The sequence below is a fragment of the Actinomadura sp. 21ATH genome (assembly GCF_041951345.1).
Classification (GTDB): Bacteria; Actinomycetota; Actinomycetes; order Streptosporangiales; family Streptosporangiaceae; genus Spirillospora.
Map to the genome: position 1 here is coordinate 1 of NZ_JBGNUR010000009.1, position 25,657 is coordinate 25,657.

Genomic DNA, 25,657 nt, shown 5'->3' on the forward strand with positions numbered 1-25,657 from the left:
TCCCCGACCACCAAGAAACACTCGATGGCCACGGGGCGGTCCGGTCACCAATGAACCGAACCGATAAAGGCACTGGCTTTTAACACGCTGTTGAGTTCTCAAGAAACGGACACCCACCGTACCGGATCCGCTTTCGCGTTTCCCGCCCCGGGGCGACTTTTCTTACTTTATCAGATCGGCCCGGTCTGTCAATTTCGGGCTTTTCTGATTGCCGTTCCGGTTCCGCTTCCGCGGTTCCTTCCGGGCGATGTCTCTATTTCATCAGATCCCGCTCGTTTGTCAAAACGAAGCCTTTTCCGATGCCATCCGCGGATCGAGGGCATGGCAGAGCCGCACCGGCTTGATCGTTGGGTGGTGTCCCGCGGGCCGGCCGCCGTCACGGCGTCCTGGTCCCCTGCGGGGCGAAGTGAACAGTATGCCCAACGGGGGGTGACGTCAAACCGGCCGGCGCGTTCCCGGCGGAAGATGTTCACGACTCGTCGGGCGGCGACCCCTGCGACCTCGGGTTTCTCGGGTGCGGGGCGCTCAGGTCACAACTTGCTCAACGCGCTCCGGCGCCCGTTATTCCCGGCGGTCACGGCTTGGCGATGTATCCGCCGGTAAACAGGATGCCTCCCGCGAGGATCCATAGAGCTGCCGCGCAGGTGAGCAGGGCGTCGAGCCGGACGGGGTGGCGCCGTACGCGCGGCAGTGCCCAGGAGGCCAGGACGATCACCGTGGCCAGCGCGGCGGGCGGAACGGAGAGCAGGACGGCCATCCGGACGGCGTCGGCGCATTCATCCCGCGGCTCGCCCGCGGCGCCGGCGCAGAAGGCCGCCTCGCCCCAGCCGCCGGCGGTCGAGAACGTCCACAGGGCGGCCAGCAGGCAGTTCGCGGCCGTCGGAAGGGCCGGTGAGATCCACCAGCCGTTCATGCGCTCGGGTGTGACCTGCACGAACGGAACGTACCTCGCCGGGGCGCGCGGCGTGAAGGCCCCTCGCCCTCAGGTGATGTCCTTCGACTCGTGCAGGGTCATGTCCATGGCGATCGCCGTGGTGACGACCAGGGTGCGGAGCGGCTCGGGCACGGGGTCGTCGATCTCCACCGTGTACTTGTCGGCCGTCGTCAGCAGATGGGTGGCGATGCCGGCCCACTTCTTGCGGACGTGCCCGGCCCGGCGCCCCTCGGTGTCCTTGACGGTGAAGTTGTTGCGGGCCAGGTCGACGGAGATGTCCCCGATCTTCTTGCCGTCCCCGTTGAGCAGCGTGTACTGGCGGCCGACGCGTTCGGTCCGGAAGGTGCCCACGACCTCCCCGTCGGGGCGGGTGACGGTGGTGCGCATCCGCCCCTCCTCCTTGTCCACGACCAGGAGCGGCGTCTCGTCCTCGGGCGTCACCAGGAGGACGGCGCGGGCGTGCAGCTCCGACTTGCCGGGGAAGTAGGTGCGCAGCCGCTCGCTGCGCGCGCGTTCGCCGATCTGGTCGGCCAGCGCCAGGAGCGTGCCGTCCCCGTCCATGACGCGGTACTGCGATCTGGCGAACGGGCCGCGCCGCGGCTGTTCGACCCTGAGCGTGGAAGAGCTGAACGGCTCGCTCATGCAGTCTCCCGGCGTCGTCGTGTGAGGGGCACCATCATGCCGGGGCCCCGCCGTACGCGGAAGGTCCCGGCGAATCGGGATCAACCGATGGGCCAGTCCTTGCTCTCGTACAGCATCAGGTCGATCGCGATCGGGGCGGCGGCCACCAGGACGCGGAGCGGGTCGTGCAGCGGCCGGAAGATCTCGACCGCGTACCGGTCGGCCGTGGTCAGCATCTCGGTGGCGAGGCCCTTCCACTTCTTGTCGAGCTGCGCGACGTGGTCGCCGTGGAAGTCCAGGACGCGGAACCGCCGGGCGAGACGGTTGCCCTCCAGCCTGCCCGCAGGGCGTTCCGCCGCGTCCAGCAGGACGTACCGATGCTGGAAGCGGTCCATCCGCAGCGACCCGATCAGGCCGCCGTGCGGGGTGCTCACCCGCGTGCCGCGGATGCCGTCCCGCTCCAGGGCCAGCAGCGGCGCGCCTTGCGCGTCCTCGACGTAGACGGTGCGGCGCCCGCCGCCGTCGCCGAGGACCGACCTGAACGCCTGGCGGATCGTGGACACGTCGTGCTCGGCGACCTTCGCGAGCAGCGTGCCGCGGCCGTCGTACACCGTGTACCTGGCCCGCGCGCCGGGCGCGACGCGCGGCTGCTCGACGCGCAGCACCGGCGAGCTGAACAGATCGGTCATGGACGGCATCATGCCAGCCGCCTCCGACACCCCGGAAAGCCGAAAGGGACGGTCCCGAGGGACCGCCCCTTGAGGCTCACGGGAGCGATGGATCAGAAGTCCATGCCGCCCATGTCGGGCGCACCGCCACCGGCGGCGGCAGCGGCCTTCTCCGGCTTCTCGGCGATGACGGCCTCGGTGGTCAGGAACAGCGCGGCGATCGACGAGGCGTTCTGCAGCGCGGACCGGGTCACCTTGGCCGGGTCGAGAATCCCGGCCTCGAACATGTTGACGTACTCGCCGGAGGCGGCGTTCAGGCCCTCACCCGGGGTCAGGTTGCGGACCTTCTCCACCACGACGCCGCCCTCGAGGCCGGCGTTGACGGCGATCTGCTTCAGCGGCTCCTCCAGAGCGCGCTTGACGATCGCGGCACCGGTGGCCTCGTCGCCGGCGAGCTCCAGCTTGTCGAAGGCGGGGATGCCGGCCTGCAGCAGCGCGACGCCACCACCGGGGACGATGCCCTCCTCGACCGCGGCCTTGGCGTTGCGGACGGCGTCCTCGATGCGGTGCTTGCGCTCCTTGAGCTCCACCTCGGTGGCGGCACCGGCCTTGATCACCGCGACACCGCCGGCCAGCTTGGCCAGCCGCTCCTGCAGCTTCTCGCGGTCGTAGTCGGAGTCGGTGGCGTCGATCTCGGTACGGATCTGGTTGACCCGGCCCGCGATCTCGTTGGCGTCACCGGCGCCGTCGACGATCGTGGTCTCGTCCTTGGCCACCACGACCTTGCGGGCGCGGCCCAGCATGTCGAGGGTGGTGTTCTCCAGCTTGAGGCCCACGTCCTCGGAGATGACCTGGCCACCGGTCAGGGTGGCGATGTCACCGAGCATGGCCTTGCGGCGGTCGCCGAAGCCGGGCGCCTTGACGGCGACCGACTTGAAGATCCCGCGGATCTTGTTGACGACCAGGGTGGCCAGGGCCTCGCCCTCGACGTCCTCGGCGATGATCAGCAGCGGCTTGCCGGACTGCATGACGCCCTCGAGGACGGGCAGCAGGTCCTTGTTGGCCGACGCCTTGCCCTGAACGATCAGGATGTACGGGTCCTCCAGGACCGCTTCCATCCGCTCGGGGTCGGTGACGAAGTACGGCGAGATGTAGCCCTTGTCGAAGCGCATGCCCTCGGTGAGCTCCAGCTCGAGCCCGAAGGTGTTGCTCTCCTCGACGGTGATGACGCCTTCCTTGCCGACCTTGTCCATCGCCTCGGCGATCATCTCGCCGATCTGCGGGTCGCCGGCGGAGATGGAGGCCGTGGAGGCGATCTGCTCCTTGGTCTCCACGTCCTTGGCCAGCTTGGAGAGCTCCTCGCTGACCCGCTCGACGGCCGCCTCGATGCCCTTCTTCAGGGACATCGGGTTGGCGCCGGCGGCGACGTTGCGCAGGCCCTCGCGTACCAGGGCCTGGGCGAGGACGGTCGCGGTCGTCGTGCCGTCACCGGCGACGTCGTCCGTCTTCTTGGCGACCTCCTTGACGAGCTCCGCGCCGATCTTCTCCCACGCGTCCTCGAGCTCGATCTCCTTGGCGATCGACACACCGTCGTTGGTGATCGTGGGGGCGCCCCACTTCTTCTCCAACACCACGTTGCGACCCTTGGGACCAAGGGTGACCTTCACGGCGTCGGCGAGCTGGTTCATACCGCGCTCGAGGCCGCGGCGGGCCTCCTCGTCGAACGCGATCATCTTTGCAGCCATAGGCTCCAGTCCTCCCGGAACAAGGTGGCCATGAAGGATCGAGCCGACGCCCGCGACGGACGACCTCCCCGACGGCTGCCATTCCGCCGCCGGACTGAGGCCTCATCGCCCCGATCCAGACTGTGGGATTGTCACTCTCCACAGCAGAGTGCCAACCATTGGTTTAGCACTCTACCCGGTCGAGTGCAAGCGCCGAACATCCCGCTCCAGGTCAGGGTCGCCGACCTCACCGGACACACCTGACCAGGAGGTGAACGCCGGGAGACACCCGGGCCGCGCCGCTCGTCCGCGCCGTCATGGGCTCAGGGTTCATCGACAAGGCCCATCGAGAAGGCGAACGACTCGATGAACGCCCGGTACGCGGGATCGGTCTCCTCCGCCGCCTGAACGGACAACTCGGCGAAGAGCCGCTGCCTGTCGGCCTCTCCCAGCCGGTTGAGGAGGTACGCGGCGTACTCCGTCTGTTTCAGCGCCGTCCGGTCTTCGAGCACGGAGTCCTCGCACGTGTCGAAGAACCACGTGTACGCGATGACGGACTTGAGGAGCTGCCCGACCAGGGTTGGGGATTCGTCCACCCCGGAATCCTGCCGGCCGGCTCGCGGTTCAGAGCGTGCGTACGGCGTCGGCCTGCGGGCCGCGGTCGCTCTGGGTGATCTCGAACTCGACCCGCTGGCCCTGTTCGAGGCTGCGGTATCCGTCCATCTGAATGGCCGAGTAGTGGACGAAAACGTCCCGGCCGCCGTCCACCGCGATGAAGCCGTAGCCCTTGTCCGCGTTGAACCACTTGACTGTGCCCTGCGCCATTTACCTGAACCTGCCGCTCGTCCCGTGGCCCCGGCCACGGTTGGTGCGGGCCCCGCCCCTTCTATCGCGAGGTCCGGCGACCAGGGGCCGCGTACGCGCGCGGTCAGCGGGGACCGTGCCGGGCGCGGCGTGATCGGGGTCGACCATATAGGCGGCCTGTGAGGGACGACAGCCCTTATGACCGAAGACCGGACGGCCGGTAATGGTCACGATCGGAGGCGTGCACCAGGGGAAGCACTTCTTCCTCCAGTCGCCGGGATATGTGTGACCCGTAGCGCTTCTCCAGTCGGTTCCTGGCGCGTACGAACCGTTCCGCCGCCTCTTCGAGGGAGAGCGGTAGCGCTTCGATTCCGAGGGGTTGCAGAAGGTGGTGGCTCATCTTCAGGAGTTCGCCGCGCACACGGTCGGTCATGCCGTGGTGACGCTTACTGACGAGCCACAGTGTCCAGTCCCAGAAGTGCGCGTTCATCGCCGGAAGGGTGTCGGGGCCGACGCGCCAGGGCGGATTCCAGCTGCGCGGTACGTCCGGGAAGATGAGGTCGACCTTGACCGGGCCGGGAAGGACGAGCAGATAGCTTTCGGCGTCGCCGAGCGGGTCCCATTGCGCGGCGAGGGGTTCGTACGGCGCGACCAGTCCCGGCAGGTCGGCGGCCACTTCTCCGAAGTCCTCGGCGGTGACGTGAAAGTCCCAGTCGGACAGTTCGGTGGCGGTGCCGCGCGCGCGTGACCCGATGAGTTCGACCCGGTTCACGCCCGGGTGCGCCTCAACCGCCTCCGCGATATCCTCCGCTGTCCCCATGCAAAACCTCTTACCCGGGCCTAGCAGGGCAAAGCCCCCTTTTCCCGGCCTATACGGGAAAAGGGGGCTGGAAGCGCGCCGGATCAGCCGCCGGCGACCGCCGGAATGATCGACACCTGGGCGCCCTCGGGCGTCGCGGTGTCGAGCCCGTCGGCGAACCGGACGTCCTCGTCGCCGACGTACACGTTCACGAAACGGCGGATCTTGCCGTTGTCGTCCAGGACGCGCGCCGCGATCCCGGGGTGGTTGGCCTCCAGGTCCGCCACCACCGCGCGCAGCGTCGCGCCCTCGGCCTTCACCTCCGCCGCGCCGCCGGTCAGCGGCCGCAGGATCGTCGGGATCCGCACGGAAACGGTGCTCATGCTTCTCGCTCCAAGATGCTGGGTCGGTCTGTCGTACGGGCGGTTCGTCAGGCGAGTCCGGCGGCCCGGAACGCCTCCAGCGAGGGCGCGATGTTCGCGCCCGGCGCCACCTGCGAGGCGATCGCGTCCAGGGTCTTGAGCCCGTCGCCGGAGTTGATGATCACGGTCTCGGCGGACGGGTCGAGCGCGCCGCTCCTCACCAGCTTGCGCAGGGTCGCGACGGTGACGCCGCCGGCCGTCTCGCCGAAGATGCCCTCCGTGCCCGCCAGCAGGCGGATGCCCTCGACCACTTCCGCGTCGGTGACGTCCTCCACCGCGCCGCCGGTGCGCCGGACGACGTCCAGCACGTACGGGCCGTCCGCCGGGTTCCCGATGGCCAGGGACTTGGCGATCGTCGACGGCTTGACCGGCCGGACGACGTCGTGCCCGGCCTTGAACGCCGCCGACACCGGGTCGCAGCCCGCGGCCTGCGCGCCGAACACCTTGTACGGCTTGTCCTCGACCAGCCCGAGCTTGATGAACTCCTGGAACGCCTTGTCGATCTTCGTCAGCTGGGAGCCGGACGCGACCGGGATCACGATCTGGTCGGGCAGCCGCCAGCCGAGCTGCTCGGCGATCTCGTACCCGAGGGTCTTGGAGCCCTCGGCGTAGTACGGCCGGACGTTGACGTTCACGAACGCCCAGTCCTCCTGCTCGCCCGCGATCTCCGAGGCCAGCCGGTTGACGTCGTCGTAGTTGCCGTCCACGGTGACGAACGTGCCGCCGTACACCGCGGTCGTGATGATCTTCTGCTGCTCCAGGTCGGACGGCACGAACACCGCGCTGCGGATCCCCGCGCGCGCCGCCGCCGCGGCGACCGCGTTGGCCAGGTTGCCGGTGGACGGGCAGGCCAGCACCTTGAAGCCCAGCTCGCGCGCCGCCGCCAGCGCCACCGCGACCACGCGGTCCTTGAACGAGTGCGTCGGGTTGCCGCTGTCGTCCTTCACCCAGAGCCGCTCAAGCCCGAGCGACTCGGCGAGGTGGTCGGCCCGCACCAGGCGGGTCAGCCCCGGCTCGGTGTTGGGCGTGCCGGCGACCGACGCGGGCACCGGCAGGAGCCCGCGGTAGCGCCAGATGTTGCGCGGCCCCGCCTCGATGGCGGACCGGGTGACCCCCGCGAAGTCGTACGCGATCTCCAGGGGGCCGAAACACTCTTCGCAGGCGTAGAACGGGCCGAGCGGGCGGCTGTGGCCGCACTCGCGGCAGACCAGTGCGGTCGCGGGCCCGAGGTCGGGGGCGTCGGTGCGGTGGGTGTCGTCGGCAGGCGTGATTGCCATGGAGCGAGGCCTTTCTCCCCATCTTTCCTGTGCCACCTTGGTCACAGGCCGGAGTTGGCACCATCTCCTGGCCGGCCTCGCAGGATCGCGAGCGCGTGAGCCAGGTGGTTGCCGGGGCTTCGTCGGGCCGGTCCCTCCACCCCTCTGGATGAGCGTTATGAAGTTGTTCAGAGGCTGGGCTGGAAGACCGGCCCTAGGCCGCTGTGCTCCCTGCACCCCTCTGGATGAGCGTTATTAAGTTATGTACGTCACGAAGTATCGCGCCGTATGCGTGACTTTACATGATCTGACCGGTTGCCGGACAGCCGGGTCTCGCCGTTTGAGACGTTACCCACCCCACTACTTGATCATTCTTGCGGGCTTGTCCCGGTCCAGGCGGGTTCCTATCGCCGCAGGTCAGGCGACCGTACGGCACCGGGGCGGGCCCGGCGGAACGTGCCGCGGCGCGGGGGCGGCGGCTCCGTCTCGCTCTGGGTCGGGTCCAGGAAGACGTGGCGGACCAGGGGGACGCGCTCCTGGAGGCGGCGGTCGATGTCACCCGCGATGTCCTCGGCCTGGTCGGCGCTGATGTCGTCGGAGAAGTGGACCTTGGCGGCGACCAGGACGTCGTCGGGGCCGAAGTGCATGGTGAACAGCTCCCCGACGCCGGTGACGCCGGCGGTGACGGAGATCTCCCTGCGGATCTCGCGCTGCACGTCCGGCGCCACCGACTGGCCGATCAGCAGGCTGCGGCTGTCGCGGCCGAGGGCGAACGCGACCACGACCAGGAGCAGGCCGATCATGACGGAGGCGAGGCCGTCCCAGAACGCCGAGCCGGTGATCTCGCGCAGCGCCAGCCCGGTGGCGGCGAAGACCAGGCCGATCATCGCGGCGCTGTCCTCGAACAGGGCGGCCTTGAACGTGACGTCCGGGGTCTCGCGGACGTGCTCGACCAGCCCCTGGCCGTTCTCCCGCGTCTCGCGGCGGGCCTGCGTGTAGGCGCGCACCCACGAGGTGCCCTCCAGCACCGCGGCGATCCCGAGGACGGTGAACGCCAGCCAGACCTGCTCGCCGCCGCCGACCTCCTTACCGGTGATCGTCAGGATCCCCTCGAAGATCGAGTAGCCGCCGCCCGCGACGAAGATCCCGAACGCGGCGAGCAGCGACCAGAAGTAGCGCTCGTTGCCGTACCCGAACGGGTGCCGGCGGTCCGGCGGCCGGGCGCTGCGCCGCAGCGAGGCGAGCAGGAAGCCCTGGTTGAGGGTGTCGGCGACCGAGTGCGCGCCCTCGGCCAGCATCGCGCTCGACCCGGAGAGCACGCCCGCCACCAGCTTGGTGATCGCCAGGATCAGGTTGGCGGTCCCCGCGACGAGGACCGTCTTGGTGGTCTCGGCTCTGCTCATCCGCGCTCGGTACCCGCGGACCTCCCGGCTAACCGGGGCCATGGCCGCACACGGATCCCCGCGCGCCGCGGGGATCCACCGGAATTCACCCGGGTCACTTTGATGCGCCCCGATCCCAACTGAGACCCTGCCGGTATGAGCCAAGTGCTGCTGGCGTCCAACCGGGGTCCGGTGTCGTTCGCGCGGGCCGATGACGGCGCGCTGACCATGCGGCGCGGGGCCGGCGGGCTGGTGTCCGGCCTGGCCGGGGTCACCGGCGCCGGCGGCGATCCGGGCGGCCGGGGCGTCGCGGCCGGGACCGTACCGGCCGGGGACGGGGACCGGGACCGGGCGCCCGACGTGCTGTGGGTGTGCGCGGCGCTCGGCGACGCCGACCGGGAGGCGGTGCGGCGGGCCCCCGACGGGCGGCTCGACCTGGCCGGGCACGACATCGGCGGCTCGGCGGTGCGGATGCTCGACATCCCCGCGGCGACGTTCCACCGCGCGTACAACGCGGTCGCCAACTCGACGCTGTGGTTCGTCCACCACCTGCTGTACGACACGCCGCGGGCGCCGCACTTCGACGCGCGGGCGCGGCGGGACTGGCAGTCGTACGAGGCGTACAACGCGGCGTTCGCGGACGCACTGGCACGGGACGCGGCGAGCGGCGCCAAGGCCGCGGTCCAGGACTACCACCTGTCGCTGGCGCCGCGGATGCTGCGCGACCGCCGCCCGGACCTGAAGATCGTCCACTTCTCGCACACGCCGTGGGCGCCGCCCGAGTACTTCCGGCTGCTGCCCGACGACATCGGCGAGCAGATCCTGGACGGCATCCTGGGCGCCGACCACGCCGCGTTCCTCACCGAGCGGTGGGCCGAGGCGTTCCTGGACTGCTGCGGCGCGCTGCTGCCCGGCGCGAAGGTGGACCGCGCGGCCCGTACCGTCGCCCGCGGCGGGCACGTCACCACGATCGGCGTGTACGGGCTCGGCGTCGACGGGGACGCGCTGCGCCGCCGGGCCGCGGAGCCGGACGTGGCCGACCGGGCGCGGGCGCTGCGCGAGCAGGTCGGCGACCGGCAGCTGATCGTCCGGATCGACCGGACGGAGCTGTCCAAGAACATCGTGCGTGGCCTGGCCGCGTATCGGGAGATGCTGGTCAACCATCCCGAATGGCGCGGCCGGGTGGTGCAGGTGGCGTTCGCGTACCCGTCCCGGCACGACCTGCCGGAGTACCGCGCCTACACCGAGGCGGTGCGGGAGGCGGCGGCGCGGATCACCGAGGAGTTCGGGACGCCGGACTGGGACCCGCTGATCCTGCATGTGGCCGATGACTACCCGCGCTCCCTGGCCGCGTACGGGATGGCGGACGTCCTGCTGGTCAACCCGATCCGCGACGGGATGAACCTGGTCGCCAAGGAGGGCCCGGTCCTGTCGGGGCACGGCTGCGCGCTCGTGCTGTCGCGGGAGGCCGGCGCGGCCGCGGAGCTCGGCGAGGACGCGCTGCTGATCAACCCGTACGACGTGTCGCAGACGGCGGAGGCGCTGCACCAGGCGCTGCTGATGCCGCGCGAGAAGCGCGCCGAGCGGTGCGAGCGGCTGTCGGCGGCGGCGACCGCGATGCCGCCCCAGCGTTGGTTCGCCGAGCAGCTCGCCGCCCTCGACTGACGCCCGCTGCGTCCGGCACGCCCCGCTGCGTCGACTCGTGGCGTGTCCGCCTCCGAGGCCGCGCGTAAGCGCGCGACATGCCACGAGTCGACGCAGTGGTCGGACTGTCAGGAGGAGGCCGGGTAGCGGTCGGGCTCCAGGAGGCTGCGGACCGGGTTGGGCTCGTAGCGGCGCTGCCAGCGGTCCTTCAGTTCGGCCTTGCGGTGGGCTGCCTTGCGGTGGGCGGCGACCTTGGCGAGGTGGGCGAGCCGCGCGGCCCCGGGGCGGGCGGCGATGTCGCTGGGCTCGTAGCCGTACTCGCCGAGGCGGTCGCCGAACGCGGCCTCCGCCAGCCCGATCTCCCACGGCTCCAGGCGCTGCGCCCAGGACCCGATGCGGCTCCGGCTGACGGCCGACCGGGTCCGGTCATGCCACTTCTTCTGCTTCGGCACGGTCCGTTCCGCGATGTCCTGGGGCTCCAGCATCGCCGGGTCGAAGTCCTCGCCGAGGAACGCGCACAGCCGGATCAGCTCGTCGGCGGGGTCGGCCACCAGCCGCTCGTACTGGAGCTCGTAGTACGTGTCGGGGCCGAGCCGGGTCGCCAGCCGGTGGCCGATGTCGATGGACTCCCGCCAGGCGCTGACGGCGTGGTAGATGTCCTGCTTGTACCAGGGCATCTCCAGCAGGGAGGCGACGCAGTCGCGGCCGTCCCGGATGAGATGGACGAACTGCGCGTCCGGGAACATCCGCAGCAGCGTCCCCACGTGCTTGGAGTAGCTGGGCCTCTTGTCGCCCCAGCGGGCCCGGCCGAAGCGGCGGGCGTACGCGCGGAACACCAGGCCGACCGCCGAGCCCACCGTCGGCGGCCCGGCCTCGATCTCCTCGGCCACCTCCGCCGCGTCCAGGCCGAGGTCGTGGAACTTCGTCGCCTTGCGGCCGGTGATCCACTCCGCCAGCGCGCGCCTGTTGTCCCTGTCCGTCAGGTCACCGAACTCGCACCTCGCCAGATAGGCCGGAACCACGAAGCGGGTCTCGGCGGGGATCGCGATCCGGCGGTGCGAGTGCAGCATCAGCTGCAGCAGCGTCGTCCCCGAGCGCGGGCATCCGATCACGAACAGCGGCCGGCCGGGCGCGCCGCCCGGCTCCGCTTCACTAGCTGGTGCCATGCACGGCATGCTGGCCGACACGCCGACGGCCCGCCCCCCGGCTGGGCGCACGCTTGCCAACGCATTGCCGATGCTTGAACGCCGCCGACCTGCGGCATTCCGCTCCCTGTACCGCCGCGCCGCGCGGCGGGGCGGCTCAGGTGTAGGACTCGCCCAGCGTCTGGCGGACCTGCTTGCGGGCCTCGTGGATGCGCGACTTGACCGTGCCGAGCGGCAGCTTGAGCTGCTCGGCGATCTCGGCGTACTCCAGCTGGGACACGTCGCGCAGCACCAGCGCCTGGATGAGGTCCGGCTTGCGGGCCTCCAGGTCCTCCATCGCGTCCAGGATGTCCACCCGGGAGCCCGCGATCACGCTCGTCCGGCGCGGGTCGGGACGCTGCTGGGGCAGCTCGCCGGCCTGCTCCACCGAGCGGCGCTTGAGCGACCGGTACGTCGAGCGGGCCGAGTTGGCCACCACGACGTGCAGCCACGTGCTGAACCTGGACCGGCCCTCGAACCGGTGGATGTTCCGCGCGACCTGCAGCAACGCGTCCTGGCACGCCTCCTCGGCGTCCTGCCGGCAGGGCAGGAAGCGGGAGCTGTGCCGCAGCACGTCGGGCTGGATCTTGCCGAGCAGCTCGTTCAGGGCGGCCTGGTCGCCCTGGGCGGCCTTGACGGCCAGCTCCTCGGTTCTCTCATCGAATGCCATCGCCGTGCCCCATGCTCGCTCGCGCACACTCCCCGTTTGTTGGGCATGATACGGGAGTGTCCTTCCCTCCAAGCGTCGGCCGTTACCGAATCGATCGGGTCCTCGGGTCGGGGGCGTTCGCGTCCGTCCTGCTGGGCCATGACGAGGCGCTCGACTCGCAGGTAGCCATCAAGGTCCTGTCCGGCAGCCTCCTCGACGACCTCGACGTGCGCAATCGCTTCCTGGAGGAGGCGCGGATCCTGCGGCGGGCCGATTCGGCCCGGCTGGTCCGGGTGCACGACATCGGGGAGCTGCCCGACGGGCGGCCCTACTTCGTCATGTCGTACGCCGACCGCGGCACCCTGGCCGACCGGATGCGCGAACGGCCACTTCCGGCCGCAGAGGCCATTGCGCTCGCCGAGGAGATCGCGTATGGCGTCGAGGTCATCAACACGCTCGGCGTCATCCACCGCGACCTCAAGCCGTCCAACGTGCTGTTCCAGTCGGCGCCGGACGGCGGCGAGCGGCTGCTGATCGCCGACCTCGGGCTGGCGAAGGCGCTCGCGCACGCGTCCGGGGCGTTCACCCTCCCGGTCGGCACGCCCGGGTACATGTCGCCCGAGCAGGCCCGCTTCGGCGGCGGCCTGGACGTCCGGGCGGACGTGTACGGGCTGGGCGCGCTCACCTACCACATGCTGACCGGCCGCCCGCCGGGCCCGCCGCCGGTCAAGGAGCCGCCGAGCGCGCTGCGGGACGATCTGACGCCGGCGTTCGACCAGGTCGTGCTGCGCGCCCTGGAGACGGAGCGGGAGAAGCGCTGGCCGACCGCCGAGGCGTTCGCCGAGGCCCTCGCCACCCTGCGCCCCACCATCGCCCCCGCCGCGGAGCCGTCCCCCAAGGACCCGCCCGTTCCCCAGGGGCCGCCCGCCCCGCAGGGGCCCTCCGCCTCGCAGGGGGCGGTGGCTTCGCAGGGCGGTCCGGCGCCGACGCCGCCGGATCCGCACTCGTACCGGCCCGGGCAGCGGGCTTCGCGGGAGCCGCAGGCGGTGGAGCCCGACCAGACGATCCAGGACCACTTCTATCCGCAGTCCGCGCCCGCCCGCTCGCAGGCCGGGCCGCCGCCGCCGAGTCCCGTACCGCCGGGGGCGGGCGGCGGGCCCGGGCGGCCGGGGCCGCCGCCCCGCCAGGCCGAGCCCGAGCCGGCGACGATGGAGGACCGGCCGGGGCCGGAGGGCGTGCGGCGCGCGCCGGAGATGCGCGTGCCGCCGGGCGGGCGGCCGCAGGCGCCGCTCGACGCCGACCGGACGATCGTGGACCATCCGGCGGCCGGGTACGCGGCCTCTCCCCCGCCTCCCCCGGCGGGGGCCGACGACCGTACGATCGCCACCCCGCCGCTCCAGGGGGTGGGCCCGCCCGGCCCTCCGCCGCCTCCGGGCGACGAAGGGAAGACGACGGTCCTGCCCGCGCAGGGTCCGGGCCAGGGGCCTCCTCCGCCGACCGGTCTGCAGCCCCCGCAGGGCAAGGGCGGCGGGTTCAAGGACCGGCTCAAGAACGTCAAGCTGCCCGGCCGTTCCGGCGCTCCCTCCCAGGGCGGCCAGGGAGGTCAGGGCGGCGGCAAGAAGAGCATGACGCCGCTGATCATCGCCGCGGCGGTGCTGTCGGTCGCGCTGATCGGCGGCCTGGCGCTCGGCACGCTGCTGTCGGGCGGCGACGAGAAGGAGCGGCCGGAGCGGCCGGCCGTGCCGAAGGACTTCGTGCAGCTGGCCGACGCCAGCGGCAAGATCCGGGCGGCGGTGCCGAAGGTGTGGCCGAAGGGACAGGAGCCCACCTGGACCCCGTCGACGGTCGGGCTGGCCGACGCGCAGCCGCGGCCGGTGCTGCGGGCCACGCCGAGCGTGAACGGCTTCCTCGGCAACGGCCAGACCCCCGGCGTCTTCATCGGGCTGACCACCGACGCGGCCGGGAACAAGCTGCCGCCCGCCGGTGCCGCGCAGCACCCCCAGTGCACGAAGGGGAACCCGGAGAACTACACCAGTCCCGACAAGGCGCTGACCGGCACCATCACGCGGTACACCGGGTGCACGGTGGGTACGCCGACGGTCGTCGAGGTCGGGCTGCGCGACAAGGGCGGCAAGTTCGGCGCGTGGATCCGTATCAAGGAGAACAACGGCCGCGACGCCACCAAGGACATCCTGGACAGCCTCAAGCTCGCCGCTCCCTGACCTGGCGGCAGGCGCCCCTCGCCCTCCGATCCCCCGGTGCGTCGCACCGGGGGAATTTTTTGTTGCATCGCGACTGTTCCCGATATATCGTTGATGTATCGCAACCGATCTTAGAAGGAGAACGCGATGAGGTACGGATGGAACACTCCCACCGAGGAGCGCCCGCGGCGCGGCGGCCCGTTCGGCGGCCCCTGGGGCGGCGGACCCGGCCCGTGGGGCCCCGGGCACCGCGGCGGCCCGCGCGGCCGCGGCGGTCCCGGCCGGCGCACCCGGCGCGGCAACGTCCGCGCCGCCCTGCTGGCGCTGCTGAACGAGCGCCCGATGCACGGCTACGAGATGATCCAGGAACTCGACGAGCGCACCGGCGGCGTCTGGCGCCCGAGCCCCGGCTCGGTCTACCCGACCCTGCAGATGCTGGAGGACGAGGGCAACGTCACGAGCCGTGAGGACGCCGGCAAGCGGCTGTTCGAGCTGACCGACGCCGGCCGCGCGGAGGTCGCCCAGCAGGCGGTCGCCCCCTGGGACGAGGTCACCGCCGGCGCGGACGAGAACGCGCTGCGCGGGCGCGAGGCCATCGCGCAGCTCATGGGCGCGGTCCACCAGATCGCGACCGTGGGGAGCGAGCGGCAGAAGGAGCGCGGGCTGGAGGTCATCAACGACGCCCGGCGCCGCCTCTACAACATCCTGGCCGACGACCCCGAAGCCGAGTGACCGGCACCACCGGCGTCCGCGCCGGCGCAGAGCGAACGCCCCGGAGTCCCGCGACCCCGGGGCGTTCCGCCGTTCTCAGCCCGGGAACGGCGCCCGCTTGGCCAGCTGGTCGGCCATGTAGAGCTGCTTCCAGATGTAGAGCCGCAGGTCGTCCCGCCGGATCCGGTCGCTGACCGGCACCTCGACCGTGGCCCGGACGAGTACGGACGCGCCGGGCGGCAGGTACGTGTCGCCGCCCTCGCCCGCGGCCGGCGGCTCGCCCGCCAGCCGCCGGACGACCGCGCTCCGGATCGGCGGCGTGCACATGTCCTCGGGCACGCCCGCCTGCCACATGCACCGGCCGCGCGCCTGCTGAGCGACCAGCGTCCGCTTGAGGAACACGTCGCCGGGGAAGTCGAGCAGCACCCGCCCGCCGGACGGGTTGGTCAGCACGTAGTCGATGTAGGCGGCCCTGCCCCCGGTCGCCCGCGCCTGCCCGCCGCCGGTGAGGCCCCAGGTCACGGCCGCGATCCGGTAGCGCGAGCCGTCGGCCGTACCGACCTCGACCGGCGTGCCGGTACGCGGGAGCCGCCCGTCGACCTCCGCGGACGTCCCCTTCGTCTGCGGGCTCGCGGGCACCCCCGGCTCGTTCCCGCCGGGCCACAGCAGCGCGGCGCCCCCACCGGCCGCCGCGAGCACGGCCGCCGTTCCCAGCACCGCGATGCCCGTCCGGCGGCGGCGCCGCGGCGGGCGGCCGCCGTACGGCCGGTACTCCCCGGGCCGGCCGCCCGGAACGCGACCGCCCGGAACCGGCTCGCGGCCGCCCGGACCCCGGGCACGGCCGCCGCGCGTGCCCAGGCGGACCTGCACCCCGCTGGTCTCGCGGGCGCCCAGCGGCCCGGACGGGCGGGCGTGCTGCGCAGGCGGGACGATCGGACGGCCGTCCCGCCGCCCGGCCCGCCCGCCCGGCCCGCCGCGCCCGCTTCCCGGATCCGTGTCCATGTCGCGCTCCCCCTTCACGTCACCCGCCGGATCGTGCACAGTCTCGCGCAAGAGAACTCTTCACCCGCACGGACCCCGGCGGTAACGCACGATTCGCCAATTGGCCGGGACGCTCTTGTCCGGATACGACAAATGCCTACACGGCGTTCACGGCCGGTGGCGGTCCGGTCAGGAGGGCGGGGGGAGCAGCTCCTCCAGGAACGCCACCACCCCGGCGGGGCCGTCGACGACGAGGTCGGCGCGGGCGGCGAGCTCGGTCACCTCGGCGGAGCCGCTGCACAGCTTGACGCCCGGCACGCCGGCGGCGCGCAGCTCGTCCACGGCGTCGAACGCCGCCAGGTCGCCGAGGTCGTCCCCCGCGAACAGCAGCGCCGAGGGGCGGCCGCCGTCGCGTTCCGCGACGAACGTCCGCAGCGCCATGCCCTTGTCCATGCCGGGCGGGCGCAGTTCGAGGACGAACCGTCCCGGCTCCACGACCAGGCCGGTGCGTTCCGCGAGCGCGCCGAGGATGCTGCGCAGCCGGTCGAGCGCGACCTGCGGCTCGGCGCAGCGCCGCGTGTGCACGGCGAGCGCCAGGCCCTTGTCCTCGACGTACGCCTCGGCGGGCGCGCCGGAGACGCGGAGGATCTCCGGCAGCTTCGCGCGCGCCTCGGCCACGCCCGGCGGCGGCTCCGGAACGGTCAGCTCGCCGGAGTCCCAGCGCTCGCGCCCGTACTGGCCGAGGACGACGAGCCCGTCGATGCCCGCGAAGCCGCCGTACTCGACCGCCACGGCGGCGGGCCGGCCGGTGACGATCACCAGCGCGCCCACCTGGGGCGCCAGCCGGGCCAGTGCCGGCGCGGCGCCGGGATGGGCCCGGGCCGCCGCGGGGTCGTCGACGATGGGGGCGAGCGTGCCGTCGAAGTCGAAGCCGAGCACGGCCCGGGAGGGTTCGGCGCGGATCGCGTCGAGGCCGGCGGCGCCGCCGGGGGTCAGGGAAGGGAGAGGGTTCACCTGACCAATGGTGGTCACCTCACGGCCGGATGCCGAGGCGGCGCGCGGCACGCTGCCGCTGTCGCTGCGTCCGCATCCGGCGCAGCCGCTTGACCAGCATCGGGTCGTGCTCCAGCGCCTCGGGCCGGTCGAGCAGGATGTTGAGGAGCTGGTAGTACCGCGTCGCCGACATGTCGAACATCTCGCGGATCGCCTGCTCCTTGGCTCCGGCGTACTTCCACCACTGCCGCTCGAAGGCGAGGATCTGGCGGTCGCGCTCGGACAGGAGGTCGGCCGGGAAGGCGCCGTCGTCTTCCAGGCCGTCGTCGTTCACCGGTCGCAGGGCTGAGCCATCGTTCATGCCTCCGTCCTGTCGAGGGCCGTCACCGGGGGCGTGTGCCTCGGGCATGAGGTCCCCTCTGTGGTTACTAGTCCCGGCTCGTCCGGGTTCGGCGTCGCCATGCTACGCGTCCCCGCGGACATCGTCCGGCGGTTCCCGAGGAACGGCACCCAGGGGGCTCTGGACGGCCGCGGTGCCGCCCCACGCTCTCGCACGGGCGCCCCGACCGTCCCCCGCCACGCCGCTGGAACCCTGAGGCGACGTTCCGCGTTGAAACATGTAGCGTGCATGCGTTCATCCGTTTGTACGCTACCGACACCACCGGCCTCGGACGGGAGACCATCGGAATGACCAGCGAGAACGACCCGGCGGGCGCGCGGGCCGCGGACTTCCCGGACCCGTCCGGCGGGCCGCAGGACCCGGTGCTGGCCGACGTCTCGCTCGCGCTGTTCCACCTGCGCCGGCTGTGGGCCAAGCCCGACCTGATGAAGCGGATCCGCGCGCAGACCTCCGCCGGCCCCGGCGGCCGCCCGCTGCAGATCTCGAACCTCATGGTCGTGCACGCCGTCGCCGGCCTGAGCGCCGCGGCCGACACCGAGGTCACCGTCGGCGCGGTCGCCGAGCGGCTGGAGATCGACCCGTCCACCGCCAGCCGGCTGGTCGGCCACGCCATCGAGGCCGACCTGGTCTCGCGCCGCCCGTCCCCGGTCGACGCCCGCCGCGCCAACCTCGGGCTGACCGACGCCGGCGTCCGGGTCAAGCAGGTCGCCGACCGCTTCCGCCGCGACTACCTGGACGAGCTCATGACGGGCTGGACCGCCGCCGAGCGCGCCGACTTCGCCCGCCTCCTCACCCGCTTCGCCGAGGCCGCCGCCCGCGCCCCCGTGGACCCGGACGGCGGCATCGACAAGATCTTCGAGGAGGCGGGCGCCCCCGCGGCGGAGCGCCCGCGGAGCGAGGACGCGCCCTGACGGGCCCGTCCGGGGCCGCCCCCGGACGGGCCTCGGCTCCCGCCCACGGCCGCTCAGCCGTCGTAGCGGAGCGCCGCCAGGCGGGCCTGGTACTCGTCCTCGTCGATCTCGCCCTGGGCGAAGCGCTCGGCCAGGATCGTCCGGGCCCGCCCCGCCGGGTCGGACGCGGCGGCCGCCGCCGCCGTCTGCGCCGTCCGGCGGCGCAGCAGGTAGAACGCGCCCACCGCCACGGCCACCCAGAACAGCCCGAACGAGATCGGGAACACCGGCCACCACGCGGGGCCGTCCACGGGGCCGCCCTCGTTCCACGGCCCCGGGTGCGCCAGCGCCGCCGTCATCGTCGCCAACATGGTCATCGACCTCCTCTTTCGCGGATGAGTCGATGCTCGGCGACGGGTCCGGGCCGCGTCGTCGTACGGCCGGAGACTCCCGCGCTACGCCCGCCGGAGTAGCGGGCGCGGGCCGTTCACCACCACGGGGGACGGTAGTCGTCCGGCTCCTCCACCCGCTGCCGGGGCTCGGGCCGCTCGGGCTCGGGCGACCGCTCCCGAGGGGCGGAGTAGTCGTCGTCCAGCGAGCCCTCCAGGGCACTGCGGCGGAACCGCTCCCACTCCTCGTCGTCGATGACGGTGTAGTTGGGGTCGCCGGCGGCGTACCGCCCGCCGTTCACCTGCGGCGGCGGGGGCGGCGGGCCGCCGTTGAGATCGCCGAACGAGTGCCCGGCACCGGAGGACCCCTGCGGCGAGTGACGCTCGGGCACACCCGCCACGCCCGGCGCAGGCACGGACGGCACGCCCGGCGCAGGCGCGGCGGGCGCGGACGGCGCAGACGGCGCGGGCGGCGCAGGCGCGGACGGCGCGGGCGCGGAGGGCGCGGCGGGTACGGGTGGCGCGGCGGGTGCGGGCGGCGCGGCGGGCTCAGGGGGCGCGGGGGGCGGGGATTCGGGGGCGGGGGGCGGCCACGGCGACGTCTGCGGCTGCGGCTGCGGCTGCGGCTGGGGCGGTGCCTGCGGCGGCGGGCCGGAGTAGACGTCGTTGCTCTGCCACAGCGGCGCGTTCACCGGGGCCACCGGCGGGACGGGCGGCGCGGGCGGCGCGGTACGGGTCGCCGTGGCGGCGGGCGTGCGCGGCGTGCCGAGGCCGTAGTCGGCGACGGCCCCGTACTCCCCCTGCCGCTCCCCTCGCTCGCCGTAGGCTCCGTACTCGCCGTACTCGCCGTCTTCCTCGTAGTCGTCCTCCGGCCTGCGGCGCTGCCGCCAGCCCAGCAGGACGCCGACCACGACCAGGAACCCGCCGCCGCCGAGCACGGCCGTCAGCAGCATCCCGCCGCCGTCCTCCTCGACCTCGGCGTACGGGGCCGGCGGCTCGGTCGTCCGGGTGGCCTGCGCGGCGGGCGCGGCGGCCGCCCGGTTGATCCTGCTCGCCGCGGCCAGCGCCCGTACCGCGTCCAGCGGGCCCGTGCAGGTCGCCGACCCGGTCGGGCGGCGCGGCGCCGCGCCCTGCACCAGCGCCTGCCGCACCTCCTCCGGCCGCAGCCTGGGGTACCGCGCCCGGATCAGCGCGGCCACACCGGCGACGATGGCCGAGGACGGGCTGGTGCCGGTGCCGACGACGTACCCGTTGCTGGAGTCGGCGCTGACGATCTCCACGCCGGGGGCGCACACGGCGACGTACTGCCGCCGGTTGCTGTCCTTCCAGAGCTTCAGCCGCCGGTCCAGCGCGCCGACCGCGATCACGCCCCGGTACGCGGCGGGGTAGTTGTTGCGGTTGGGCCCGGCCCCGTCGTTGCCGGCCGAGGCGATCAGCACCACGCCCTTGCTCAGGGCGTACCGGATCGCGCTCTCCTCGCTGGAGCTGCCGTCGTAGAACAGCCGGCCGCCGCCCAGCGACATGTTGATGATCTGGGCGCCGTGGTCGACCGCGTACCGGATGCCCTGCGCGACCGCGTCCCGGTTGCGCGTCACGCCGTTCGTGCTCTGCCGCTGCGGGTCGTCGTTCTCCCACGTCACGCGGATCGACAGGATGCGGCTCTCCGGCGCCACGCCGATCACGCCGCGCTGCCCGCCGGGCCCGTTGCCGTGCCCGGCGATGATGCTGGCCATCGACGTGCCGTGCAGGCCCCAGTACCGGCTGCCGGGCTCGCGCGTGCCGCCGGTGAGGTCGGGGCCCTCGGTGACCCGCCCGGCCAGGTCGGGATGGCGCTGGTCGACGCCGGTGTCGAGGACGGCGACGGTGACGCCCTGCCCCTTGGACCACTTCCACGCCCGGGGGACGCGCATCGCGTTCAGGTGCCACTCGCGGGCGCGGATCTGGTCGAACGGCGCCGCCGGCTCGGCCACCGGCGTGCCCGCCGCCTGCCGGCCGGCCGCGGCGGTCCCGTCCGGCAGCAGCGCGGCCGGGACGGCCAGGGCGGCGACGAGGGTCAGCGCGGTCGCCGCGGCGGCGAACCTGGTGGGCGGAAAGCGGCGGCGACCGTCATGCGACACGCCACCGCACCTCCTCCCGGACGCCCGACCACGACGCGGATCCACCCCGGCTCAGCCCCTACACACGGGAGGCAACATTGTGCCATGGGCCCCTTCCCCGGCCCGGTCACTCGGCACATTCGGGCACGCTCGGGACGGTACGCCCGGGCGCGCGCGGCGGAACGCTCCCAGCATGCCGTACCGGCCGGTAACTCGACCAGTCCCGCCACCCGGATAACGGGCCGCGCACTCCGCCCCTCGAACGGTATTGTGACCCCGTCGGCGCACGCCGGCAGGCCCCTGTAGCTCAGCTGGCCAGAGCAGCCGCCTTGTAAGCGGCAGGTCGCCGGTTCGAACCCGGCCGGGGGCTCCTTCCACCGGATGACCTGGGGAAACTCCTCATCCAAGAGGAGCACCCCATGGCAGGGACCGCCGGACGAGCAACCGCCTTCGACCCCGAGCCGATGCTGAGGGCCTTCCGCAGGCACCTGGCCGCCGAGGACAAGAGCCCCAAGACGATCAAGGTCTACACCGGGGCCGCCCGCAAGTTCGGCCAGTGGCTGCCCGCCGACGTGGCCGAGTGGTACGACATCGAGCCCGGGGACGTGCAGGACTTCATCTCCGAGGTCTCCGAGATCGCCTTCGTCGCCCGCGACTGGGTCGCCAAGCTCGGCCTCTGCTCTTGCCCGGCCGGGAGGACGAGCCGGAATTCTCCGGTGCTCCGCATTCGGCCGGCGGCCGCGATTTCCTGCGCGTTCGGTCTGGCCGCGCCGACGGTCCGGCTGGTCGATTACCATCAAGATCACCGCTGTGGAGAGAATGGCCGTTAGGATTGCAAACGCGCGACCAGTGCGGCCATGTGGTCGTCCGTGTCACCCCAGTCGGTTTCGCCGATCTGTGCGCGGACGGCCGAAAGGGCCTGGGGGTAAGTGTATTTACCGACCGGATTGCTCACGTTGCCGCGATGGCATAGCCACCAGGTCAGTACGTCCGGCACGACCGCCACGTCCGGTCGGGCTCGCCGGGACATCTCACGTACCCACGTCGTGTCGCTGGCCTTCGTTTTATTCTCGTCGAACCGGACGTCGGCCGTATCGGCGAGCCACGCACCCAGTCCGTTGAAGATGACGTCGCGGCCGCTGCGGTACGGACGCGCCCGGCGGCTTACCGGGTCCACGAACCAGCCCGCGCTCGATCCGGCCAGCCGCTTGCCTTCGCCGAGGGCCGCGGCCAGGAGCGACAGGCGCCGGGGGTGCTGCCAGTCGTCGTCGTCGAACCAGGCGATGATCGAGCCGCGCGCCGCGGCCAGGGCGATGTTCCGCTTGGCGGCGATGCCGGTCCCGGGCGGGACGCGCAGGACTCTGACCCGAGGGTCCTCAGGCGCCGCGGGCCGGGCGGAGCCGTCCACGACGACGAGTTCGGATCTGCCGTGCGTCTGCTTGGCAAAATTCCACCAAAGCCAGGGCCGGAAAACCGCCCGCCCCTCCGTAACGCACAAGCAACTCACAAGAGCGGGAACCCCATGCTCCGTCGGAGCGCTCCGGCATTCGAATCGCCAGGGCAGAGCACTCATACAACTCCCCTTCATCCCGTTTTTATCCCAATTATGGGGCGGTGCCATTGCAAAGGAAACCGTCCGTCGAAGCTTGCGAGGCCACCATTCTTTGATTAGCTTAATCGGCTATGACGCTGCTGCATCCCGGTGTGTACGTCAGAGAGGTCCCGGCCGGCCTCAGATCGATCGAAGGCGCACCCACCAGCACCACGATTTTCGTCGGGGAGACCGAACGCGGTCCGCTCGGTCCCACGAAAATCACGAGCCGTTCCGACTATGAGCGGCTTTTCGGGGGTTATTTCCGTGCCCGCCGGGCCAGTCCATCGGTACCGGACAGCAGGGTCCTCACCGCTTATGCGATGGACGCTTTCTACGCGAACGGCGGATCGACCGCGTACATCCTCCGGGCCATGGACGGCGCGGCGACCGCCACCGCGGCGTCCCGGGGAAGCGTCCAGGCGAGCTCGCCCGGCGTCTGGGGCGACTCTCTCAGCGTCGCCTTCCTCGCGCCGAGCGGCACGGACACCGCCCGGTTCCGCATCGCCGTCGTGTACGACTCCCCGAAACCTGGCGGGGAACGCCGCCTGGTCGAGATGTGGGACAGGCTCTCGACGGACCCCTCGAACGAGAACTACGTGGTCGACGTCCTGCGGCGCAGCGCGTACATCAGGTGGGACGCCGCCGGCCCCGTCACCGCACCGGAGCCGGACCTCCTCGGCTCACCGCCCTCCGCCGACCCGGGCGAGAGCGACATCGTCGACGGCGCGATCCCCCTCACCGGCGGCGCGGGCGGCGGGGACGTCATGGGCTCCGCCGGGTACTCCGCCCTGCTCGCCGAGCAGCTCGAGGGCGTGGACGACGCCGCGCTCCTCGTCGCGACGTGCGATGCCCTGCTGAGCGGGTCGGCGACCGGCTACACGAGCCATGTCGACGCGTTCGTCGCGTACGCCGAGGGCAGGGCGCGCCGCGACCTGTTCTTCGTCGGCGACCTCCCCCGGCAGACCGGCGCGGCGACGGCGGCGCTCGCGACCACGGGAACCGTCACCGCCTTCAACCGCCTCGGCGCGAGCGACTTCGCGGCCCTCTACTGGCCGCACGTCGTCACCGGAGACGTGGCCGGCGTCGGCGCCGACCCGACGATCACGCTGCCGCCGGCACCGTTCGTCGCCGGGTTGTTCGCACGGACCGACGGACGGCGCGGCGTGTGGAAGGCACCGGCCGGGACGGAGGCCGCGCTCGCTCTGACGGTCGGGCTGGAGCACGAGCTCAACGACCTGCACAGCGACGAGCTGAACCCGGTGGGGATCAACGCCCTGCGCACCGTCCCCGGCGCCGGCCGGGTCGTGTGGGGCAGCCGGACGATGGTGCCCGGCGGCGAATGGCGGTACGTACCGGTGCGGCGCACCGCGATCTTCCTGCGGACGAGCATCTACAACGGCATCCAGTGGGCGGTCTTCGAGCCCAACGACGAGCCGCTGTGGTCGAGCCTGCGCGCGTCGATCGGCGCCTTCATGGAGACGCAGTTCCGGCGCGGGGCGTTCGCCGGGCGCACCAGCGAGGAGGCCTACCTGGTGAAGGTCGATTCCGAGACCACGACGGCGACCGACCAGGCCGCGGGCATCGTCAACATCCTCGTCGCGTTCGCGCCGCTGCGGCCGGCGGAGTTCGTCGTGGTGCAACTCAGCCAGAAGACCCAACCGACAGGGTGAAGGGGGCGTCATGGCGCAGTTCGCGGTCAACACCCACCGGCTCGACCCTTACAAGAACTTCAAGTTCCGCGTGAGGTGGGACAACGAGTACGTCGCCGGGTTGTCGAAGATGTCGGCGATCAAGCGGACGACCGAGACGATCGAGTGGCGCGAGGCCGGCGGACCGTCGGTGATCCGCAAGATGCCCGGCCGCACGAAGTTCGAGCCGGTGACCTTCGAAGCGGGGGTGACCCACGACCCGCAGCTCATGGCATGGGCCGACCTCGTCAACAACCCGCGGGGCGATGCGGCGATGTCGCTCAAGAACTACCGCAAGGAAGTCACCGTCGAGGTGCTCAACATGCAGGCGACGCCCGTCATGGGGTTCATCCTGCATCGCGCCTGGGTGAGCGAGTTCCAGGCGCTGCCCGAGATGGACGCCAACGCCAACGCGGTGGCGATCTCGACGCTGAAGATCGAGTACGAGGGCTTCACCCTCGCCGCCCGCCCGGCCGAGCCGGCCGAGACCTGATCCATGGCCGCCCGCGAACGTGTCGACAGCCCGCTACGGACGACCGGCGGGCCCGCTCGCACGCCGCCGCCGGCCATGCCGGCCGCGCCCCAGGGCGCGCGTCCCGCTCCCGCCGAGCCGGTCGCGCTGCCGCTGCGTGAGCTGACGGGCTGGGAGGAGGAGTACCTCGAACGCCACCAGCACGAGCCGAACACCGCCCGGGTCTGCAACGAGGTGCTCGCCCGGTGCTGCGTCCCGCCGGGTCATGATCCCGGCGACGAGATCCGGGACCGGCTGCGCGGACTCCTCGTCGCCGAACGGGATCGCGAACTGGTGCGGCTGCGGCGGATGTCGCTCGGGCCGGACGTCGAGGCGCGGGTCGAGTGCCCGTTCTGCGGTGGAGCCGACCAGGCGTCCTTCTCTCTCGACGCGCTCGATCTCGGCTTCGCGGTGCCGCCGCGGCGGGAGCGGGTCGAGGTGGCCGGCGGGGACGCCTTGGAGCTGCGGCTTCCCACGGTCGCGGACCAGGAGGAGCTGCTCGACGCCGGCATCGCCGACCCCGCCGAGCGGCGCACCTGGCTGCTCGCACGGTGCGTGCGCGCGCCCGGCGGCGAGCCGCTCGGGCCGGACGCCGCCCGCGCGCTGCCGGTCCGGCGGCGGGCCGCCCTCGAGCGGGCGATCGAGACGCGCGTCCCCGTGCTCGACCTGGAGATGGCGTTGACGTGCACGCACTGCCGGACCGCGTTCACGGCCCCGTTCGACGTGGCGGTCTTTTTTTTTCGACATGATCGGGCGAGCGGCGCGGCTGCTGGAGGACGTGCATCGGATCGCCCTCGCCTACCACTGGCCCGAGCCGCGGATCTGGGATCTGCCGGTGCGCCGGCGCCTGGCGTACCTGCTGCGGCTGGAGGCCGACGCGGACGCCGCGCTGCTCGCCGGCCTGACCGGGACCGGATTCGAGGATCCGCCATGAGGCGCGATCGGGACCGCTCGGCGCGCCGGGCGAGGCCCGCGCGCCCGCCCGCGCCCGCGGCGGTCCGTCCGCCCAGGCCCGCACGGTCCGGACGCACCAGGCCGTATGACACGCCAGCGACCCGACGGCACGGCACCTGATGGCCGGACTCGCCCGTCTCACAGCGCCTCCCCTGCGGCCCA

General features: G+C 72.4%; 27 protein-coding genes, 1 tRNA gene and 1 riboswitch. Of the genes, 9 read left to right on the plus strand and 19 right to left on the minus strand.

Annotation, left to right across the window (positions count from 1 at the left end):
- Window positions 1-574: 574 nt before the first annotated feature.
- The 10 genes from ACA361_RS24780 to ACA361_RS24825 all read right to left on the minus strand — a co-directional run bounded on the left by ACA361_RS24780 (window position 575) and on the right by ACA361_RS24825 (window position 8,631).
- Window positions 575-934 carry a hypothetical protein gene (locus ACA361_RS24780; protein WP_375015517.1) on the minus strand — a complete coding sequence of 120 codons (360 nt, stop codon included), beginning with the start codon at window positions 932-934 and terminating at the stop codon, window positions 575-577.
- Between the two features lie 48 nt (window positions 935-982).
- A complete protein-coding gene (locus tag ACA361_RS24785) occupies window positions 983-1,576 on the minus strand; it encodes a phospholipid scramblase-related protein (RefSeq protein WP_375015518.1) in 594 nt (197 codons plus the stop codon).
- An 80-nt stretch (window positions 1,577-1,656) separates the two neighbouring features.
- Entirely contained in the window at window positions 1,657-2,244 is a 588-nt protein-coding gene (locus tag ACA361_RS24790; protein ID WP_375015520.1) for a phospholipid scramblase-related protein, read from the minus strand.
- Between the two features lie 92 nt (window positions 2,245-2,336).
- Entirely contained in the window at window positions 2,337-3,968 is a 1,632-nt protein-coding gene (groL, locus tag ACA361_RS24795) for a chaperonin GroEL (RefSeq protein ID WP_366625671.1), read from the minus strand.
- Window positions 3,969-4,270: 302 nt separating this feature from the next.
- Window positions 4,271-4,543: a hypothetical protein gene (locus ACA361_RS24800; protein ID WP_375015523.1), complete on the minus strand. Its 273-nt coding sequence runs from the start codon at window positions 4,541-4,543 to the stop codon at window positions 4,271-4,273.
- Window positions 4,544-4,571: 28 nt separating this feature from the next.
- On the minus strand, window positions 4,572-4,772 hold the full coding sequence (locus ACA361_RS24805) for a cold-shock protein (protein WP_375015525.1): 201 nt from the start codon (window positions 4,770-4,772) through the stop codon (window positions 4,572-4,574).
- A 175-nt stretch (window positions 4,773-4,947) separates the two neighbouring features.
- Window positions 4,948-5,571 carry a nucleotidyltransferase domain-containing protein gene (locus ACA361_RS24810; protein ID WP_375015526.1) on the minus strand — a complete coding sequence of 208 codons (624 nt, stop codon included), beginning with the start codon at window positions 5,569-5,571 and terminating at the stop codon, window positions 4,948-4,950.
- 83 nt (window positions 5,572-5,654) lie between these two features.
- Entirely contained in the window at window positions 5,655-5,933 is a 279-nt protein-coding gene (locus ACA361_RS24815; RefSeq protein WP_366625685.1) for a MoaD/ThiS family protein, read from the minus strand.
- Between the two features lie 47 nt (window positions 5,934-5,980).
- Window positions 5,981-7,249, minus strand: a complete 1,269-nt coding sequence (thrC, locus tag ACA361_RS24820; protein ID WP_375015528.1) for a threonine synthase — start codon at window positions 7,247-7,249, stop codon at window positions 5,981-5,983.
- A 15-nt stretch (window positions 7,250-7,264) separates the two neighbouring features.
- Window positions 7,265-7,404, minus strand: a riboswitch (SAM riboswitch).
- Window positions 7,405-7,632: 228 nt separating this feature from the next.
- Window positions 7,633-8,631: a cation diffusion facilitator family transporter gene (locus ACA361_RS24825; protein WP_375015529.1), complete on the minus strand. Its 999-nt coding sequence runs from the start codon at window positions 8,629-8,631 to the stop codon at window positions 7,633-7,635.
- A gap of 135 nt (window positions 8,632-8,766) precedes the next feature.
- Between ACA361_RS24825 and ACA361_RS24830 the strand changes: the two genes are divergently transcribed.
- Window positions 8,767-10,275, plus strand: coding sequence for a trehalose-6-phosphate synthase (locus ACA361_RS24830; RefSeq protein ID WP_375015530.1), 1,509 nt, complete (start codon window positions 8,767-8,769; stop codon window positions 10,273-10,275).
- A gap of 107 nt (window positions 10,276-10,382) precedes the next feature.
- Here ACA361_RS24830 and ACA361_RS24835 read toward each other — a convergent pair whose 3' ends face one another.
- Together ACA361_RS24835 and ACA361_RS24840 are read right to left on the minus strand one after the other, a co-directional pair.
- Window positions 10,383-11,420 carry a sulfotransferase gene (locus tag ACA361_RS24835; RefSeq protein WP_375015532.1) on the minus strand — a complete coding sequence of 346 codons (1,038 nt, stop codon included), beginning with the start codon at window positions 11,418-11,420 and terminating at the stop codon, window positions 10,383-10,385.
- A 136-nt stretch (window positions 11,421-11,556) separates the two neighbouring features.
- The gene (locus ACA361_RS24840; RefSeq protein WP_197015461.1) at window positions 11,557-12,108 is read right to left on the minus strand and encodes an RNA polymerase sigma factor; all 552 of its coding nucleotides are present in this window, start codon (window positions 12,106-12,108) and stop codon (window positions 11,557-11,559) included.
- Between the two features lie 56 nt (window positions 12,109-12,164).
- Between ACA361_RS24840 and ACA361_RS24845 the strand changes: the two genes are divergently transcribed.
- Together ACA361_RS24845 and ACA361_RS24850 are read left to right on the plus strand one after the other, a co-directional pair.
- The gene (locus tag ACA361_RS24845) at window positions 12,165-14,309 is read left to right on the plus strand and encodes a serine/threonine-protein kinase (protein WP_375015535.1); all 2,145 of its coding nucleotides are present in this window, start codon (window positions 12,165-12,167) and stop codon (window positions 14,307-14,309) included.
- Between the two features lie 126 nt (window positions 14,310-14,435).
- Window positions 14,436-15,020: a PadR family transcriptional regulator gene (locus ACA361_RS24850; protein WP_375015537.1), complete on the plus strand. Its 585-nt coding sequence runs from the start codon at window positions 14,436-14,438 to the stop codon at window positions 15,018-15,020.
- A gap of 75 nt (window positions 15,021-15,095) precedes the next feature.
- On the opposite strand, the gene ACA361_RS24855 is transcribed toward ACA361_RS24850, so the two are convergent.
- From ACA361_RS24855 to ACA361_RS24865, 3 genes are all read right to left on the minus strand, one after another.
- Window positions 15,096-16,001: a hypothetical protein gene (locus ACA361_RS24855; RefSeq protein WP_375015539.1), complete on the minus strand. Its 906-nt coding sequence runs from the start codon at window positions 15,999-16,001 to the stop codon at window positions 15,096-15,098.
- A 168-nt stretch (window positions 16,002-16,169) separates the two neighbouring features.
- A complete protein-coding gene (otsB, locus tag ACA361_RS24860; RefSeq protein ID WP_375015541.1) occupies window positions 16,170-16,994 on the minus strand; it encodes a trehalose-phosphatase in 825 nt (274 codons plus the stop codon).
- A gap of 19 nt (window positions 16,995-17,013) precedes the next feature.
- On the minus strand, window positions 17,014-17,334 hold the full coding sequence (locus ACA361_RS24865) for a DUF3263 domain-containing protein (protein ID WP_375015543.1): 321 nt from the start codon (window positions 17,332-17,334) through the stop codon (window positions 17,014-17,016).
- Window positions 17,335-17,660: 326 nt separating this feature from the next.
- Here ACA361_RS24865 and ACA361_RS24870 point away from each other — a divergent pair, with 326 nt between their 5' ends.
- Window positions 17,661-18,284 carry a MarR family winged helix-turn-helix transcriptional regulator gene (locus ACA361_RS24870; protein WP_375015545.1) on the plus strand — a complete coding sequence of 208 codons (624 nt, stop codon included), beginning with the start codon at window positions 17,661-17,663 and terminating at the stop codon, window positions 18,282-18,284.
- Window positions 18,285-18,337: 53 nt separating this feature from the next.
- Here the strand turns inward: ACA361_RS24870 and ACA361_RS24875 are convergent, their stop codons facing one another.
- Window positions 18,338-18,640, minus strand: coding sequence for an SHOCT domain-containing protein (locus ACA361_RS24875; RefSeq protein WP_375015547.1), 303 nt, complete (start codon window positions 18,638-18,640; stop codon window positions 18,338-18,340).
- Between the two features lie 110 nt (window positions 18,641-18,750).
- Complete coding sequence (locus ACA361_RS24880) at window positions 18,751-20,769, minus strand: S8 family serine peptidase (RefSeq protein ID WP_375015549.1); 2,019 nt, start codon at window positions 20,767-20,769, stop codon at window positions 18,751-18,753.
- A 275-nt stretch (window positions 20,770-21,044) separates the two neighbouring features.
- Between ACA361_RS24880 and ACA361_RS24885 the strand changes: the two genes are divergently transcribed.
- Both ACA361_RS24885 and ACA361_RS24890 read left to right on the plus strand, forming a co-directional pair.
- A tRNA-Thr gene (locus ACA361_RS24885) sits at window positions 21,045-21,118 on the plus strand.
- A gap of 49 nt (window positions 21,119-21,167) precedes the next feature.
- Complete coding sequence (locus ACA361_RS24890; protein WP_375015551.1) at window positions 21,168-21,578, plus strand: hypothetical protein; 411 nt, start codon at window positions 21,168-21,170, stop codon at window positions 21,576-21,578.
- Here ACA361_RS24890 and ACA361_RS24895 read toward each other — a convergent pair.
- A complete protein-coding gene (locus tag ACA361_RS24895) occupies window positions 21,575-22,369 on the minus strand; it encodes a glycosyltransferase family 2 protein (RefSeq protein ID WP_375015553.1) in 795 nt (264 codons plus the stop codon). The two genes, ACA361_RS24890 and ACA361_RS24895, sit on opposite strands and share 4 nt — an antisense overlap.
- A 293-nt stretch (window positions 22,370-22,662) precedes the next feature.
- Here ACA361_RS24895 and ACA361_RS24900 point away from each other — a divergent pair, with 293 nt between their 5' ends.
- Together ACA361_RS24900 and ACA361_RS24905 are read left to right on the plus strand one after the other, a co-directional pair.
- Window positions 22,663-24,012 (plus strand): phage tail sheath family protein, encoded by a 1,350-nt coding sequence (locus tag ACA361_RS24900; RefSeq protein ID WP_375015555.1) that lies wholly within the window; start codon window positions 22,663-22,665, stop codon window positions 24,010-24,012.
- A 10-nt stretch (window positions 24,013-24,022) separates the two neighbouring features.
- Window positions 24,023-24,523 (plus strand): phage tail protein, encoded by a 501-nt coding sequence (locus ACA361_RS24905; protein ID WP_375015557.1) that lies wholly within the window; start codon window positions 24,023-24,025, stop codon window positions 24,521-24,523.
- Window positions 24,524-24,556: 33 nt separating this feature from the next.
- On the opposite strand, the gene ACA361_RS24910 is transcribed toward ACA361_RS24905, so the two are convergent.
- Window positions 24,557-25,234 carry a hypothetical protein gene (locus tag ACA361_RS24910; protein WP_375015558.1) on the minus strand — a complete coding sequence of 226 codons (678 nt, stop codon included), beginning with the start codon at window positions 25,232-25,234 and terminating at the stop codon, window positions 24,557-24,559.
- Window positions 25,235-25,286: 52 nt separating this feature from the next.
- On the opposite strand from ACA361_RS24910, the gene ACA361_RS24915 reads away from it, so the two are divergent.
- Window positions 25,287-25,475: a hypothetical protein gene (locus ACA361_RS24915; protein WP_375015559.1), complete on the plus strand. Its 189-nt coding sequence runs from the start codon at window positions 25,287-25,289 to the stop codon at window positions 25,473-25,475.
- Window positions 25,476-25,657 lie beyond the last annotated feature (182 nt).